Origin of the sequence: Alitiscatomonas aceti, from assembly GCF_025567195.1 — a bacterium.
GTDB classification, from domain to species: Bacteria; Bacillota; Clostridia; order Lachnospirales; family Lachnospiraceae; genus Alitiscatomonas; species Alitiscatomonas aceti.
In genome coordinates this window covers 1-15688 of sequence record NZ_JAOQJF010000002.1, presented here as the reverse complement: position 1 = coordinate 15688, position 15688 = coordinate 1, and the positions used below count along the sequence as shown (strand labels likewise).

Here is a 15688-nt window from a genome sequence, read left to right as displayed (position 1 = left end):
CTCCTCTTTCCTGACTCAAAACTGATTTACCGACTCTCGATTATAGCATCATAAGCGGTAAAATGCAATCAAATCTTATTCTTCAAACAAAATTACTTCCTTATTTAATATACCGTACCAGATCTCGTCTCCCTTTTCCAGCCTGGCGCCGCCGTTGGTCCCCTCAATGAGCTGCTTCTCCAGGTCTTCATAACGCTCCACTGGCACCAGAAGCTTAAATTCCACCTGGTCCGTATAGATACTGTCCATGACTGTTATATTTTCCTGGGCGAGGATATACTGGATCTTCCCAACGCCCGTATATCCGGTCCTTACATCCATCTGGTATGCGCGGAACTTCTCTACGATCTGGCTGTTTAAAAGACCTTCCTTCACGGCTCCCGAATAAGCGCGCACCAATCCCCCGGTCCCCAGGAGAGTTCCCCCGAAATAGCGGGTGACCACCACGCAGAGGTCATGGATATCCTCTCCCAGAAGCACATCCAGCATGGGACGTCCTGCCGTCTGGGCCGGCTCTCCGTCGTCGCTGCAGCGGGTCAGCTCATGGTTCCTTCCGATGGTAAAGGCCGAACAGTTATGGGACGCGTCCCAGTATTTCTTTTTCATTTCCGCGATAAAGCTTACCGCCTCCTCCTCGGACTTTACGGGTCTTGTGGTGGCGATGAACCGGGATTTTTTTACCTCTGTTTCACCCTCTCCGCCCTCATAAAGGATCTTGTAACGATCTGCCATACAGTGCCCTCCCTTGTGTCATTTATTTCTAAATCCGTAATTTTTTCTTACTGATTCCCCACTTTACCGTCAAAAATATCATAATACAAACAAAACTTTTCCACAATAGGTATTTATTATTCTGGAGAAGTTTGTTATAATGGGGAAATATAAAGGAGGCTTCCTGAATGAATTATGGAAAAAACGAAGTAGCCAGAAAGCTGCAGAGGTCCAGTTCAAAAACCCAGAAAGTCGCATCCAAGCTGGTCCTATGGCTTGTGAAGCTGGTTCTGGTCCTTTTTACTGTGGGAATCATACTTTCTGTGAGCCTGGGCTACGGTATCTTTAAAGGGATCATCGACGCTGCGCCGGAGATCGACGTGGCAAGCATTGAACCCAGCGGGTACGCGACCATGGTTTATGACAGCAAGGGCAATCTGACGGAGACTCTGGTGAAGTCCGGATCCAACCGTCTGGAGGCCACATACGAAGAGCTGCCCCAATGCCTGATCGATGCCTTTGTAGCCATTGAGGATTCCCGTTTCTGGTCCCATCACGGCGTGGACCTGCGTTCCATGATCCGTGCGGCCGTGGGGATCCTGACCAACAATCCCGCCGGCGGCGGCAGCACCCTGACCCAGCAGCTGATCAAAAACAATATTTTCGCCGGCGGAAACGAGGATTCCTTCGGTGAAAAGCTGGAAAGAAAGCTCCAGGAGCAGTATCTGGCCCTCCAGCTGGAAAAGATCATGGACAAGGAGATCATCCTCAAAAACTATTTAAACACCATTAACCTGGGAAATAACACCCTGGGTGTGAAATCCGCCGCCAAGCGGTACTTTGGGAAGGACGTTTCTGACCTGACCCTTTCCGAGGCCACAGTCATTGCCGGTATCACCCAGAACCCTACCAAATACAATCCTCTGTCGGAAAAAGGTCAAAAAAACAACGAGGAAAAGCGGCGGGTGATCCTCCAGTATATGTATGAACAGGGAAAGATCTCCAAGGAAGACCAGGAGGAGGCCCTGGCCGACGACGTCTACTCCAGGATCCAGAATGTGGATCTGGTAACCCAGGAAAGCCAGAACCCCTATTCCTATTTTACGGACGAGCTGACCGAGCAGGTCATGACGGCTCTCCAGGAGAAGCTGGGCTACACAGAATCCCAGGCCTCCAATCTTCTGTATGCCGGAGGACTTTCCATCTATACCACCCAGGATCCGGATCTCCAGGCCATTGTGGATGAGGAGGTCAACAACCCGGATAACTATGACGTGGTATACTACTCCGTCGATTACCGTCTTTCCATCCAGCATGAGGATGAGACCGTCACCAACTATTCTGACGAGACCATGAAGACATATTACCGGACGGATCTGGGACAGACCTCCTACGACGGCCTGTTCAAAACAAAGGAGGAGGCAGATGCCGCCATCGCCGCCTATAAGTCCGCTATGACAAAAGAGGGCGATACGGTCCTTGGAGAGGTGGTCTACTACATTTTACAGCCCCAGGTTTCCTTTGTCCTTATGGACCAGCACACCGGTTATGTAAAGGCCGTCAATGGAGGGCGCGGAACCAAGGAGATCAGTCTTTCCCTGAACCGTGCCACCAACACCCTGCGCCAGCCGGGCTCCACCTTTAAGGTATTGACCGCCTTTGCCCCGGCTCTGGATACCTGCGGAGCCACCCTGAGCACTGTTTACTATGACGCCCCCTATACGGTGGGACAGAAGACCTTCCGGAACTGGTATGCAAAGAAGGGCTATATGGGTTACAGCACCATCCGCGACGGTATCGTTTATTCTATGAATATTGTGGCCGTCCGCTGTATGATGGAGACAGTGACGCCCCAGCTGGGAGTGGAATATGCCCGGAATTTTGGGATCACCTCCCTGACAGAAACAGATTATAACGCGGCCACGGCCCTGGGCGGCATCACCAAGGGAGTTTCCAACCTGGAGCTCACCGGCGCTTATGCGGCCATTGCCAACGGCGGGATCTATACGAAGCCTGTTTTCTTCACAAAGATCCTGGATCATAACGGAAAGGTCCTTCTGGAAAATGAGCCACAGACCAAACGGGTCCTCAAGGATTCTACGGCCTTTCTTCTGACCGACGCCCTGGCAGAGTCCATGGAAAGCAGCCGCATGTACGCCTCTCCCGGCGTCAGCTTGAATTCCACCAGCGTTCCGGCCAATATCCCAGGCATGTCCAATGCAGGAAAATCTGGTACGACCACCAGCAATGTGGATATCTGGTTCGTGGGCTATACGCCGTACTATACTGCCGGCATCTGGTCCGGCTGCGATGATAACCAGAAGATCTCGGCCATCGGGAGCAGCACTTCCTACCACAAACGGATCTGGAAGCAGATCATGGCCCGGGCCCACGAGGGGCTGGCAGACACTGGCTTCCCGGTTCCCGACTCAATTGAGACCGCCAGCGTGTGCCGGAAGTCCGGAATGCTTCCAAACCCCGGTGTCTGTGAAGCAGATCCCAGAGGAAGCGCCGTTTATACCGAGTATTTTGCCAAGGGTACCGTTCCCACCCAGGTCTGTGACCACCATGTGGCCATCACCGTCTGCGGCGAATCCGGCGGGCTTCCCACGGAATTCTGTCCGCTGGAATCCAGGCACAGCCGGACTGTACTGGTAACGCCGGAGGGAGAATCCGGCGGCACCGACGACTCCCGGTACGCAATGCCCGGACCGTGTACAGTCCATACCCAGTCTGCTGTGGTGCTGCCCTCGGAAAACGAGACCGCAGCCCCCGACACCGAAACTGTTCCGGAGACCACCGCTCCCTTTATCCCCAGCTCACCGCTGGATGATATCTACATCCCTGTGGGACCCGGATACATGTAAAAGCAGATATAAAATGCGCCCCAGCCCTTCAGTGATCTGAAGCAGCCGGGGCGCATTTTTATCTGTATCCGGATTTCTGCACGTTTCTTTTTACGGAACCGGATCCTGACAGATCCCCACAAACAGGATCTGGCCTTTATTTTTTACTGCATAGAGGAACGGCCGGTTTAAGATCATTTCGGCCCGGCCCTGGGGAAGGGCGGCTCCTGCCCATAGGATCTCTGTAAACGCAGCCGCCTCCACACCGTTTTCATCGATGCCGATATGTACCTCCTGGGCAACGTCTGAAAGCCCCAGGGGCTTCTGGTCTGAGATCCCGGAAAAATCTGCGCTTTCCCCAAAGGCCTCATTTAATCCCAGTGTCTGAAGCATTTCCTTCATCCCCTCCGCCTTATACCCATAAGAGAATTTCGGTACCTTCCAGACCACCTCTCCCACGCTCTGGCCATTGGTCCCGGAAAGGGCCTCCCTCAGGGTTTCTGCCGACTGGACCAGCTCCTGGACACCGACGCCCTCATCCGGCAGAACGAATACCACGGCTCCGTTTTTCAATGCCAGCTCTGAGGCAGTAAAGTTTTCTCCTTTCCGGAAACCGGTGGAGCCGTTCTCCCGGTTCATAAAATCACAAACGATCTCCTGTCCGTCATCCGTATAAAACACATCCTCCTCTGTGGTCTCCGGAGAAAACCGGTCCTGCCACTGATCGTAAAAATAAATGGTATTCCTTAAAGAAAGCTGCACATTTTCCGGAAGTGGAGCCGGCTCCGGCTGGATCAGTCCTCCAGTGCGCTCCTTCACCCAGCCGGCCATGGCCTCTCCAGCCTCTCCGCTCTGGAGATCCCCCTGGAACACGTCCGTATAGAAATATTCCGAAAGCCGTCCGGCAAATGCTTCCTTTAAAGGAAGGCTGTCGTCGGCCCACAGGGAGTTGGCGATCTGAAGAGAATAGAGAGACGAGGTATGGGGCTCCTCTCCGGCTCCTGTCCTGTTTTCCTTATTGGGCACGTGATAAAGGATGTCAAAGGAGCTTTTGCAGTCCTTTGCCAGCTCCTGGACGCTGTCATATCCCAGAAGGGACAGGAACTCCTCTTCGGTTTTTCCCTCAGCTCCCTGGGCCGCTGCCGCCAGGGCGTAATAAAGGCCCAGGGGTGAATAGGCTGTATTCTCCTTTTTGTCCTTAAGGAGCTCTGCGGCTGTTCCATAGGAAAAATCTGAATACGCAGCCAGGAAGGCTTCCGGGAGGCTTTGATTCCGCTCTGCCTCCCACCGTTCCTCACTATTTTTATACACCGGCTCCGCCGGGAACCGGACCTCTTCCAGGCGTCTTACGGCCTGTGTGCCGTTTCCCGGGCTGCATCCGCAAAGCGCAGTCCCTGCTCCGATGGCAGCCAGCAGACAGCAGATCCTTTTATAGCTTCTCTTCCATTCCTCCCGTTTCATGGTTTTCTCTCCTTTCTTTTACATATGCGGGACCTTCTTCTATTTTCATTATACCGGATCTGCTGCCCGGATGCTTTAAATTTTATTTACAGTTTTCTGTGGATTTCACTTTGAAGCTGCGGAACACAAAAAAACGCAGTGGCCGAGTAAGCAACGCAGAATTATTTACTCGACTTTTGTATCACGGCATTGCCACCTTCATCTGTCACAGGATGAGGTGTGGTCGATACCGTCTGGCTTATTACCGGACCTTTGGGAATGGCAAAACCGAAGCGTGAAGTGTAGATCGACGCCATTATCCCGGACGGAATCTAAGGATTGACCTTATACTTGCGACGCAAATGTCGTAACTTTATTATGAACTTTCTACGGTTCTGTTGATAATTTGAGAAAATCGCGGTATACTATCAGTTCTCTGACCAATCCTACGAATATAGCCAATGCACTGACCAGTATGAAGAACGAAAAGGTCAACTCCACTCTGGTTTCCAACTATGTGCAGCACATCATCGATTCGTTCCTCATTTCCATGGCAAAGCGCTATGATGTGAAAGGAAAGACCTATTTCAAATATCCAAACAAATACTACTATACAGATATCGGCCTCCGTAATGCCCGATTGAACTATCGTCAATACGATCCCGGCCACATTATGGAAAACATCATCTACAACGAACTTCTGCGCAGAGGCTATTCCGTTGATGTTGGTGTTGTAACGGATCGTACCGGCGGTGCAAATACGCAAAAAGAAATTGACTTCGTTGTAAATGATGCAGATAAAAAAATCTACATCCAGTCAGCTTTCCAGATGGATGCGGATAAAAAGGAATCCTCTGAGCTTGCATCGTTAATCCTGACAAAAGACTTTTTCAAAAAAATCATTGTTCGCATGGATATCCCTCATAACTTCTATGCTGACAACGGAATCTTCCATTGCAATCTGATTGACCTGCTGCTTGGTCGTGTAGAGTTGTTCTAACCAGCAAACCAGGCTGATACTGCAAATACCATTTAGGAGCAGCCCTTCGGAGCTGCTCCTATTTTTACATCATTCGGCACCGTCCGCTGTATTCTTGTGGTGTGGTATAAAATGCATTCGGGAATGAAAAAAGGACGCCCGCCAGGAACGCCCTTTTCGTCATACTATCTGATTCTGCCAGCCTCTGTCCGGCTATAAGATCACCTTCGCCGGACACTTCTCTGCGCACTTTCCGCAGTTGGTGCACTTTTCATAATCAATAACAGCCACATTGTTGTCCATACGGATGGCGTCGGCTTCGCACTGCTTCGTACACAGGGTACAGCCGATGCATCCGGCGTCGCATTTCTTCTTTACGTCAGCGCCCTTATCGTGGGAATTACACTGAACCAGATGCTCTGCCTTATAGGGCACCAGATCGATCAGATGGCGGGGACATACGGCCGCACAGGCGCCGCAGGCCACGCATTTCTCCTTATCGACCACAGCCACGCCGTCCACGATATGGATGGCATCGAACTGACAGGCCTTTACGCAGCTTCCAGAACCCAGACAGCCATAGGAGCATGCCTTATCTCCAGCTCCCGGCACGGCTGCGGCGATCTTTACGCAGTCGTCCATACCGTAGTAGTTATACTGGACGTTTGCCTTATCGCAGGTGCCCTTACACTTTACAAAGGCCACCATCTTTTCCGCAGCGCCGGCTTCCACGCCCATGATGGCCGCGATCTTATCGCCCACTGAAGCGCCGCCCACCGGACACTGGTTTACTTTTGCCTTGCCTTCCACAATGGCCTTAGCCAGTGCGTCGCAGCCTGCGTATCCGCAGCCGCCGCAGTTATTGCCCGGAAGCTCTGCACGTACAAGGATCTCTCTCTCATCCACCTCGACCTTGAATTTCTCACTGGCGATCCCCAGCAGAATACCGATGACGATACCGACGATACCGACCACGGCGGCCGCGATGATAATACCTGTAATATTCATCCCTCGCCCCTCCTTAAATCAGACCGGAGAATCCGAAGAATGCGATGGACATCAGGCCTGCTGTGATCAGAACGATGGGAGATCCCTGGAAAGAATGGGGCACATCGTTATACTCGATCTTTTCACGGATACCGGAAAGCAGGACGATGGCGATCGTAAATCCAACAGAAACGCCGATACCATTGACAACGCTCTCAACAAAGTTATATTTCTCCTGCACATTGGTCAGGGCCACGCCTAAAACGGCGCAGTTGGTGGTGATCAGAGGCAGGTATACGCCCAGGGCCTCGTAAAGGCTCACCATGTTCTTCTTTAAGAACATCTCAACGAACTGTACCAGAGCGGCGATCACAAGGATAAATACGATGGTCTGGAGATACTCGATCCCCAGCTTTACCAGCACAAAGTCATAGATCAGGCTGGTACAGGCCGATGCGATGGTGATAACGAATACGACCGCAGCGCCCATGCCAGCCGCAGTCTCCGTTTTCTTGGATACGCCAAGGAACGGGCAAAGACCGAGGAACTGGCTTAATACAACGTTATTTACCAGGGCGGAGCCGATGGCGATCAATAATAGTTCTTTCATTACTCCACTTCCTCCTTAATTTTCTTTCTTTGCTGCGTCTGCCGCTTTTGCTTCTTCAGCGGCCTTTTTCGCCGCCAGTGCCTTCTCTGCCGCCGCCTTTTTGGCTGCCGCTGCTGCTGCCGCCGCTTCTGCCTTCTTCTCCGCCAGCACTGCATGGTTCGTCATGCCCGTGCAGCCGGAACAATGGAGACAGTCACCGCCGCAGGCCAGGTCAGACCTGGGAGCGTCGCCGTTGGTAGCGCTGGGAAGACGGAGCTTGTTCTGGAGTGCAGAAAGCATGGCCAGGGTAAATAAAGCGCCGGGAGCCAGGATCATGATGGAGATATGGAACTGCTCCGGAATGATCACATGGCCAAATACGGCTCCTGCACCGATGAGCTCACGGCACATTCCAATGACTGTCAGGGACAGGGAAAAGCCCAGGCCCATTCCAAGACCGTCAAAGAAGGACTCGGCCGGGCCGTTCTTGCAGGCGTAGGACTCGGCGCGGCCAAGGATGATGCAGTTTACCACGATCAGCGGGATATAGATGCCCAGGGATGCGTAAAGAGACGGAACGTAGCCCTGCATCAAGAGCTGTACGATAGTAACCAGGCTGGCCACGATTACGATGAAGGCCGGAATACGCACCCGGTCCGGAATGATCTTTCTCAGAAGAGAAATGATCAGGTTGGAAAACATCAGTACTGCTGTGGTGGAAAGGCCCATACCCAGTCCGTTGATGGCCGATGTGGTGGTGGCCAGGGTCGGACACATACCTAACATCAGAATGAAGGTCGGGTTTTCCTTAATAATACCGTTATATAGACGTTCTGTGCATTTATTCATGAATCCCCACCTCCTAGTTCATGCAGTTATGCAGGTAAAATAAGGCTGCATTCACTGCGTTTGTCACGGCATTCGAAGTAACGGTGGCGCCGCTGATGGCGTCGATCTCATTGTCTGCGGAGGCTCCGGTCTTTGTGACCGTTAAGGAATCCGCATTTTTCCCCACATACTGGTCCCGGAAGTCCGCCTCCTTTGCCTTTAAGCCAAGGCCCGGGGTATCGTTGATCTCACGGATCCCCACGCCGGTGATAGCTCCGTCTGCGTCAAAGCCCACGGAGATCTTCACGGCTCCTCCGTAGCTGTTGTTGGAAAGGGAGTTGATGACATGGCCGATGACGGCTCCGCTCTCGTCCTTTCCTTCAAGGACGGACTCGATGGCAACGCTGCCGTAGCCCAGTCCCTCCAGCTCGCCGCTTTCTGTCAGGGCAGCGATCTTTTCGGCAGAGCCCTCCACCTCGGAGAATTCTGCTGCGGTGGAAAGCACCTCTTTATACGTTCTGTTGTTTGCCTCGATGGTGGCCCGTTCGATGGGCGCCTTGGTGATGTCGTAGACAAAGCCCAGGCAGACGCCGGAGATCAGAGTGATCGCGAACAGGATCAGGGCATCTTTCATAAAACCGGATTTACTTGCCGCCATGTTTCTTACCCCCTTTGCCGAATGCTGTCGGGATCGTTACCCTCTCGATCAGCGGAACCAGCATATTGCAGAAGATGATCGCATAGGAAACGCCCTCTGCGCTACCGCCGAAGATACGGAAAAGCCCTGTGAGGATACCAAGACATACGCCGAAAATGATCTGGCCTCTGGGAGTGATGGGGCTTGTGACATAATCCGTAGCCATGAAGAATGCGCCGAAGATCAGGCCGCCGCCGCAGAGCTCAGCCAGCACATAGCCCATGTCCTGCCGTCCAAAGATAAATGCGAACACAGCGAAGGTCAGGATATATGTAGCAGGGATCCGGATGGAGATCACCTTTCTCACCAGAAGGTACGCCGCACCGATCAGAAGGGCGATAACGGATACCTCACCGATGGTTCCCGGGATCTTGCCGATGAACATGCTCATCAGGTCATATTCGCCTCCGGCCTTGATCACTGCCAGGGGAGTCGCTCCCGCCACAGCGTCTGTCACAGGATCTGTGAACCGGGTCATGGAGCCTGCAAATGAGATCAGAAGGAAGCATCTTGCTGCCAGGGCCGGGTTCATCCAGTTCTGGCCAAGGCCGCCGTAAAGCTGCTTTACGACAATAATGGCAAACATGCCACCCAGCACCGGGATCCATAAGGGGATCGTCGGGGGCATATTAAGGCCCAGGATCATACCTGTTACCAGGGCACTGCCGTCGCTGATGGTGATGGGCTTTTTCATCAGTGTCTCAAACACATACTCACTCAGGACACAGGACAGCACCGTCGCTGCAACCACCACCAGGGAATAGAATCCAAACTGCATCACGCCCCAGATGGTGGCCGGGAGCATGGCGATGGCCACGTCATACATCAGGTTCTGTGTGGACACGCTGCTGCGTACATGAGGCGATGATGATACATTCAGTAATTTACTCATTTCTTCCACCTCCTACGCTTTCTTTTTTCTCTCAGCCATCACAGCCTTACGCATTTCCTTAAATGCCTGGGTAAGGGGTCTGTGGGCCGGGCAGATAAAGGTACAGGAGCCGCACTCACAGCACTCCATACCGTTTAATTTTTCAAAGGCTGCCAGATCGTGATGCTCCGCGGCCGTCATTAACATCTGCGGCACCACCCGTCCGGGACATACGTCCACGCAGCGTCCGCAGCGGATACAGGCCGTTTCAGCATTGGCTGCCACCTGGTCCTTTGTAAGGCAGGTCAGGGCCGATGAGGTCTTCATCACCGGGATATCGTAGGAGAAAAGCGCCTGGCCCATCATGGGACCGCCGGAAAGGACCTTCTCCGGCTCTTCCTTAAAGCCGCCGGCCGCCTCGATCAGCTCCTGGTAGTTGGTGCCCAGCCGTACCTCGAAGTTCCTGGGCTCCCGGATGGCGTCGCCTGTGACCGTGATGATCCTCCGGATCAGCGGCGTGGTCTCGCACACAGCATTATAAATAGATACCACCGTGTCGATGTTGTCCACGATGCAGCCTGCGTCTGCCGGGAGCATGGTGGAATTGATCTCACGGCCTCCGGTGACGGCATAGATCAGGAAGCGCTCGCCGCCCTGGGGATACTTGGTCTTTAAGGTGCACACCTGGATCCTGGGCTCATCCTTTACAAGCTCAGACAGGATCCGGATGGCCTCCGGCTTGTTTTCCTCGATGCCGATGACGCCCTTTGCCTTATCAAACAGCTGGAGGATCACCTTAAGGCCTCCAACGACCTTCTCCGGCTGTTCTAACATGACCCGGTAGTCCGAGGTCAGATACGGCTCACACTCTGCGCCGTTTACGATCACGTAATCGATCTCCTCTTCGTTTTTCGGAGCCAGCTTGACGTTGGTGGGGAAGCCTGCGCCTCCCAGGCCCACGATACCGGCTTCCTTTACGATGTCGCGGATCTCCTGTTTGGAGAGAGCTGTGTAATCCCGCTTCTGGCCAAAGCCCTCCACGGTCCTGTACTCTCCGTCATTTTCAACGATAATGGACTGCACCATGCTGCCGTTGGCCATAAGACGGGGCTCGATCCCCTTTACGGTCCCGGATACAGAACAGATCACATTGGCAGAAATGAAGCCGCCGGCCTCTGCGATCTTCTGGCCTGCCAGAACAGTGTCGCCCTTGGCCACCAGCGGTTTTGCAGGAGCGCCGATATGCTGGGAAAGAGGGAATACCAGCTCGCCTTTCGGCTGGATCACCTGAATCGGCTTATCGGAAGACAGTTCTTTTCCCTCATAAGGATGAACGCCGCCTATAAATGTGCTCAGACCCATTTAACAAACCTTCTTTCTCTAAATATTCGTAATACCATCAGACTTTAGTATAGCATATTTCAATAAGATGTACAATTAGTAAACCCTTTGCATATTAACAAAATCGTAAGTTTTAGGCCCTTGTACTTAAAAAAATGCAAAATCAAAGGCCATGGACTTAACAATCTTAAGTCTGCACTTAAAAATGTTAAGTCCATGTTCAGGTTTATTCCAGTTCTGCCCTGCCCGTATACAGGCTGTAATACCGTCCCTTCTGGGCCAAAAGATCGTCGTGGTCCCCCCGCTCGATGATCTCTCCGTTCTCCAGCACCATGATGGCGTTGGCGTTCCTCACGGTGGAGAGCCGGTGGGCGATGACAAAGGTGGTCCGGTCCGCCATGAGCCGGTCCATGCCCCGCTCGATGTGCTTCTCTGTCCTGGTATCCACGGAGCTTGTGGCCTCGTCCAGGATCAGGATGGGAGCCCTGGAGACCGCCGCCCGGGCGATGTTTAAAAGCTGGCGCTGGCCCTGGCTCAGATTGGCTCCGTCGCTTTCCAGTACCGTATCATAGCCCTTGGGAAGACGCATGATAAAGGAATGGGCCGACGCCGTTTTCGCCGCCTGGATCACCTCTTCATCCGAGGCGTCCAGCCGTCCGTACCGGATATTTTCCATGACCGTTCCCGTAAACAGATGGGTATCCTGGAGCACCACAACAATGTTCCTCCGCAGCTCCTCCCGCTTTATATGGCGCACATCCACGCCGTCGATGGTGATGGAGCCGGACTGGATATCGTAAAACCGGTTCAGCAGGTTGGTGATGGTGGTCTTTCCAGCCCCGGTGGAGCCCACAAAGGCGATCTTCTGTCCCGGTCTGGCGTAAAGGCTGATGTCCTTTAAGATCAGCTTCCCGGGATCGTATCCGAAATATACATGCTCCAGGGAAACATGGCCCTTCATCCCTTCCATGGAAACGGCATCCGGATCGTCCTCTGGCTCCGGCTCCTCATCCATCACCGCAAAAACACGCTCCGCGCCGGCCAGGGCCGAGAACACGTTGGAAACCTGCATGGAGATCTCGTTGACCGGTCTGGAAAACTGTCTGGAGAAGTTTAAGAACACGGTGAGTCCGCCCACGTCAAAATTCTTTATAACGCACAGGAGGCCGCCCACACAGGCCGTCAGGACGTAGTTGATCTGGCTCAGATTATTCATCACCGGCCCCATCATCCCGCCCAGGAACTGGGCGCGGATCTGCTTATCCTTCAGATCACTGTTTAAGATCTCAAACTCCTCCTCCGCCACGTCCTCATGGCAGAACACCTTCACTGCCTTCTGGCCGGAAATGGTCTCCTCAATATAACCGTTTAAGGCTCCCAGGGCTGACTGCTGGGCATTGAAATATTTCTGGCTCCGGGAGGCCACGGCCCCTCCGGCCTTCAGCATCAGAGGGATCAGCACAAGGGTGATCACCGTCAGATACACGTTTGTATACAGCATGAGCCCCAGGGTGCCCACAATGCTCAGTGCCCCGGAGAAAAGCTGCACCAGGGTGCTGCTCAGCATATTTCCTATGGTGTCCACGTCGTTGGTGAACCGGCTCATCAGATCTCCGCTGCTGCTGGTATCATAAAACCGCACCGGCAGCCTCTGCATCCTGGAAAACAGGTCGCCCCGGATCCGCAGGAGGGCATCCTGGGCCACAGTCAGCATGATCCTGGACTGGAGATAGCTGGCGGCCACACTGGCCATGTATACGGCCGCCATGACCGCCAGTCCCCCTGCCAGACCAGAAACGCTCCCTGCGCTTCCGTCCGCAGGAGCGATAAACTGGTTGATGATGGGCCGGAGCATGTAAGCGCCGGCCAGGGATGTTACAGTACTGATGAGGACGCAGAAAAATGCCAGCCCCATTTTCAGCCTGTCCTGCTCCAGATAAGCCATAAGCCGCTTTAATACTGCCTTCATCTCCCTGGGCTGTCCGCCTCCCCGGGCATTGCCGCCCCCTCTGGGGCCTCCGGGACCGGGGCCATGCCCATGGACAGGCCTCTGGGCGGTCCGGCTGCCGTAACGCCGTCTTAAGCTCTTCTCCCGTTCTGCTCTCAGTACGCTGCTCATGCTTCCGCCTCCTCTGCTCTATTTTCTCCAATCTGGGTCGCATAGATCTCCTCATAGGCCCGGCATGTCCTTAAAAGCCCCTCATGGGTGCCGGAGCCGATGATCTTTCCGTCGTCCAGTACCAAGATCCTGTCTGCGTCCTGGACCGAAGAGATCCTCTGGGCGATGATGATCCTGGTGGTATCCTTTAATTCATTTTTAAAGCTTTCCCGGATCGCCGCCTCTGTGGCCGTGTCCACGGCGCTGGTGGAATCATCCAGGATCAGGATCTTCGGCTTCTTAAGAAGGGCTCTGGCAATACAGAGCCTCTGCTTCTGGCCGCCGGACACACCGGCCCCGCCCTGGCCGATCTCTGTGTGATAGCCATTCTTAAAGGCCGTCACAAAGCCGTCAGCCTGGGCGTTCACTGCCGCCTTCACAAGCTCTTCCCGGGAGGCGTCCTCGTCTCCCCACCGGAGGTTTTCCTCAATGGTCCCGGAAAAAAGCACGTTTTTCTGCAGTACCATGCCAACACCATTCCTCAGGTTTTTAAGGGAATAATCCCTCACATCCACTCCATCCACCAGGACCGCTCCCTCTGTCACATCATAAAGCCTGGGGATCAGCTGCACCAGGGAAGTTTTCCCGCTTCCAGTGGCTCCGATGATGCCGATGGTCTGGCCCGGCTCCGCCTTAAAGCTTATGTGCTCCAGGACCCGGTCGCCGCCCTTTCCATAACCAAAGGACACGTCTTTAAATTCCACGCTTCCCTTTTCCACCCTCAGTTCCTTCCTGGCCGCCTGGTCATCGTTAAGATCCACCACCGTATCCAGTACCTCTGTGATCCTCTTTAAGGACGCCCTGGCCCTGGAGCTCTCTAAAAATACCATGGAAAGCATCATCAGGGACATGAGGATCTGGACGATGTAGGTGGTAAAGGCCGTCAGGTCGCCCACAGGCATGGAGCCTCCGATGATCAGGTTTCCGCCATACCAGACCACCGCCAGGGTGGTCACGTTCATAGCAAACATCATCACCGGCATGGTGGCGATAACGATCTTTAACGCCCTCATGCCGCTGTCCCTCAGATCCTGGTTAAGGCCGGAAAACTTCCCGATCTCAAAATCCTCCCGCACGAAGGACTTGACCACCCGCACGTTGGTAAGGGATTCCTGGATCCCGGAATTCAGCCGGTCCAGCTTTTTCTGCATGGCCTCAAACCGCGGGAAGGCCGTTTTCAAGATCAGCCCGATGGCCAGGGAAAGAAGGGGGATCACCACCAGCAGGATAGCCGCCAGCCTTCCATTCATCATAAATGCCATAAATAATGCCCCCACAAACATCCCAGGAGCCCGCAGGGCCATTTTTAAGCCCATGGTCAGTACATTTCTGCACCTGCTGGATATCATTGGTCAGGCGGGTCACCAGGGAGCCCGTGCTGAAGCTGTCTATGTTGGCAAAGGAAAACTGCTGGACCTTTTTAAATACGTCCCTGCGCAGATCCGTGGTGAAGTTTATGGACGCCTTTGCCGCAAAATAGGAGCCCAGGATGCCTCCCACTGCCATACATACCACCACTGCCGCCATCAGAAGTCCTGTTTTTAAAATATATCCCGTATCTCTTCCGGCCACGCCGTTGTTAATGATCAGGGACATGAGCTTGGGCAGCGCCACCTCGCCCGCCACCTCTGTGAGCATCATGAGGGGGCCCATGAGAAAAGCGCCCAGGTACGGGGTGATGTATTTCTTATAACGCTTCATATCAGTTCCAATCCTCCTTTTTTGCCTGCTGGAGCATCTGCTCGAGATTTCCGGAAAGCTTCTGGAGACAGCTGTAAAAGCACTCCTTTTCCTCAGAAGAAAAGCCTGCGAACATTCCCTTTTCCACCCGCTTAAAAAGGTCGATGCTCCGCTCCACTTCCTTCCGGCCCTTCTCCGTGATCCGTATCTTATTGTAACGGTTATCATCCCGGTCCACGATCCGTCCCACATATCCGCCCTTTTCCAGTTTCTTTAAGGTCACGGCAACAGCTGCCGTGGACACGTTCTGGATCCTGGCCAGCTCCTTCTGGGATGCGTCCGGATATTTATAGACGCACATCAGAAGCTGGTGCTGGACCCGGTACAGGCCGTCCTTATTTAAGTAGTGCTCCAGAAGCGTCCGGTGGCATTTTCCCACCCGCATGAACGCTTCTACGATCTTGTGATCCATGGTCTCCCTCCTCGTATAATAAGTTTGTAAGCAAGAAAACAGCTTACAGACTTATTCTTTTTTTTGGTATAAATGGTAAGGATTTCTAC

The 15688-nt window shown here is 53.5% G+C and carries 12 protein-coding genes and 1 pseudogene; 2 read left to right on the top strand and 11 right to left on the bottom strand.

Annotated features, from left to right (window positions below):
* Nucleotides 1-75: 75 nt before the first annotated feature.
* Nucleotides 76-732: a YigZ family protein gene (locus OCV69_RS00975; protein ID WP_158357018.1), complete on the bottom strand. Its 657-nt coding sequence runs from the start codon at nt 730-732 to the stop codon at nt 76-78.
* 167 nt (nt 733-899) lie between these two features.
* Here OCV69_RS00975 and OCV69_RS00970 point away from each other — a divergent pair, with 167 nt between their 5' ends.
* On the top strand, nt 900-3578 hold the full coding sequence (locus tag OCV69_RS00970; protein ID WP_158357017.1) for a transglycosylase domain-containing protein: 2679 nt from the start codon (nt 900-902) through the stop codon (nt 3576-3578).
* 90 nt (nt 3579-3668) lie between these two features.
* On the opposite strand, the gene OCV69_RS00965 is transcribed toward OCV69_RS00970, so the two are convergent.
* The gene (locus OCV69_RS00965) at nt 3669-5018 is read right to left on the bottom strand and encodes a serpin family protein (protein ID WP_158357016.1); all 1350 of its coding nucleotides are present in this window, start codon (nt 5016-5018) and stop codon (nt 3669-3671) included.
* 385 nt (nt 5019-5403) lie between these two features.
* Between OCV69_RS00965 and OCV69_RS00960 the strand changes: the two genes are divergently transcribed.
* Nucleotides 5404-5997: a DUF4143 domain-containing protein gene (locus tag OCV69_RS00960; RefSeq protein ID WP_262562908.1), complete on the top strand. Its 594-nt coding sequence runs from the start codon at nt 5404-5406 to the stop codon at nt 5995-5997.
* Between the two features lie 192 nt (nt 5998-6189).
* Here OCV69_RS00960 and OCV69_RS00955 read toward each other — a convergent pair whose 3' ends face one another.
* The 9 genes and pseudogenes from OCV69_RS00955 to OCV69_RS00915 form a co-directional block, all read right to left on the bottom strand.
* Nucleotides 6190-6984 (bottom strand): RnfABCDGE type electron transport complex subunit B, encoded by a 795-nt coding sequence (locus OCV69_RS00955; protein ID WP_158357015.1) that lies wholly within the window; start codon nt 6982-6984, stop codon nt 6190-6192.
* 13 nt (nt 6985-6997) lie between these two features.
* Nucleotides 6998-7573 carry an electron transport complex subunit RsxA gene (rsxA, locus tag OCV69_RS00950; protein ID WP_022274623.1) on the bottom strand — a complete coding sequence of 192 codons (576 nt, stop codon included), beginning with the start codon at nt 7571-7573 and terminating at the stop codon, nt 6998-7000.
* 15 nt (nt 7574-7588) lie between these two features.
* On the bottom strand, nt 7589-8401 hold the full coding sequence (rsxE, locus tag OCV69_RS00945; RefSeq protein WP_022274622.1) for an electron transport complex subunit RsxE: 813 nt from the start codon (nt 8399-8401) through the stop codon (nt 7589-7591).
* 13 nt (nt 8402-8414) lie between these two features.
* A complete protein-coding gene (locus OCV69_RS00940) occupies nt 8415-9038 on the bottom strand; it encodes an RnfABCDGE type electron transport complex subunit G (protein WP_158357014.1) in 624 nt (207 codons plus the stop codon).
* The gene (locus OCV69_RS00935; protein ID WP_158357013.1) at nt 9025-9969 is read right to left on the bottom strand and encodes an RnfABCDGE type electron transport complex subunit D; all 945 of its coding nucleotides are present in this window, start codon (nt 9967-9969) and stop codon (nt 9025-9027) included. The genes OCV69_RS00940 and OCV69_RS00935 overlap by 14 nt, the downstream gene beginning before the upstream one ends.
* 12 nt (nt 9970-9981) lie before the next feature.
* Nucleotides 9982-11310, bottom strand: coding sequence for an electron transport complex subunit RsxC (gene rsxC / locus OCV69_RS00930; RefSeq protein ID WP_158357012.1), 1329 nt, complete (start codon nt 11308-11310; stop codon nt 9982-9984).
* Between the two features lie 205 nt (nt 11311-11515).
* Complete coding sequence (locus OCV69_RS00925) at nt 11516-13408, bottom strand: ABC transporter ATP-binding protein (RefSeq protein ID WP_158357011.1); 1893 nt, start codon at nt 13406-13408, stop codon at nt 11516-11518.
* Nucleotides 13405-15148: pseudogene (locus OCV69_RS16910) on the bottom strand (ABC transporter ATP-binding protein). Before OCV69_RS16910 ends, OCV69_RS00925 begins: the two are co-directional and overlap by 4 nt.
* Before the next feature lies 1 nt (nt 15149).
* Entirely contained in the window at nt 15150-15599 is a 450-nt protein-coding gene (locus OCV69_RS00915; protein WP_022274616.1) for a MarR family winged helix-turn-helix transcriptional regulator, read from the bottom strand.
* Nucleotides 15600-15688 lie beyond the last annotated feature (89 nt).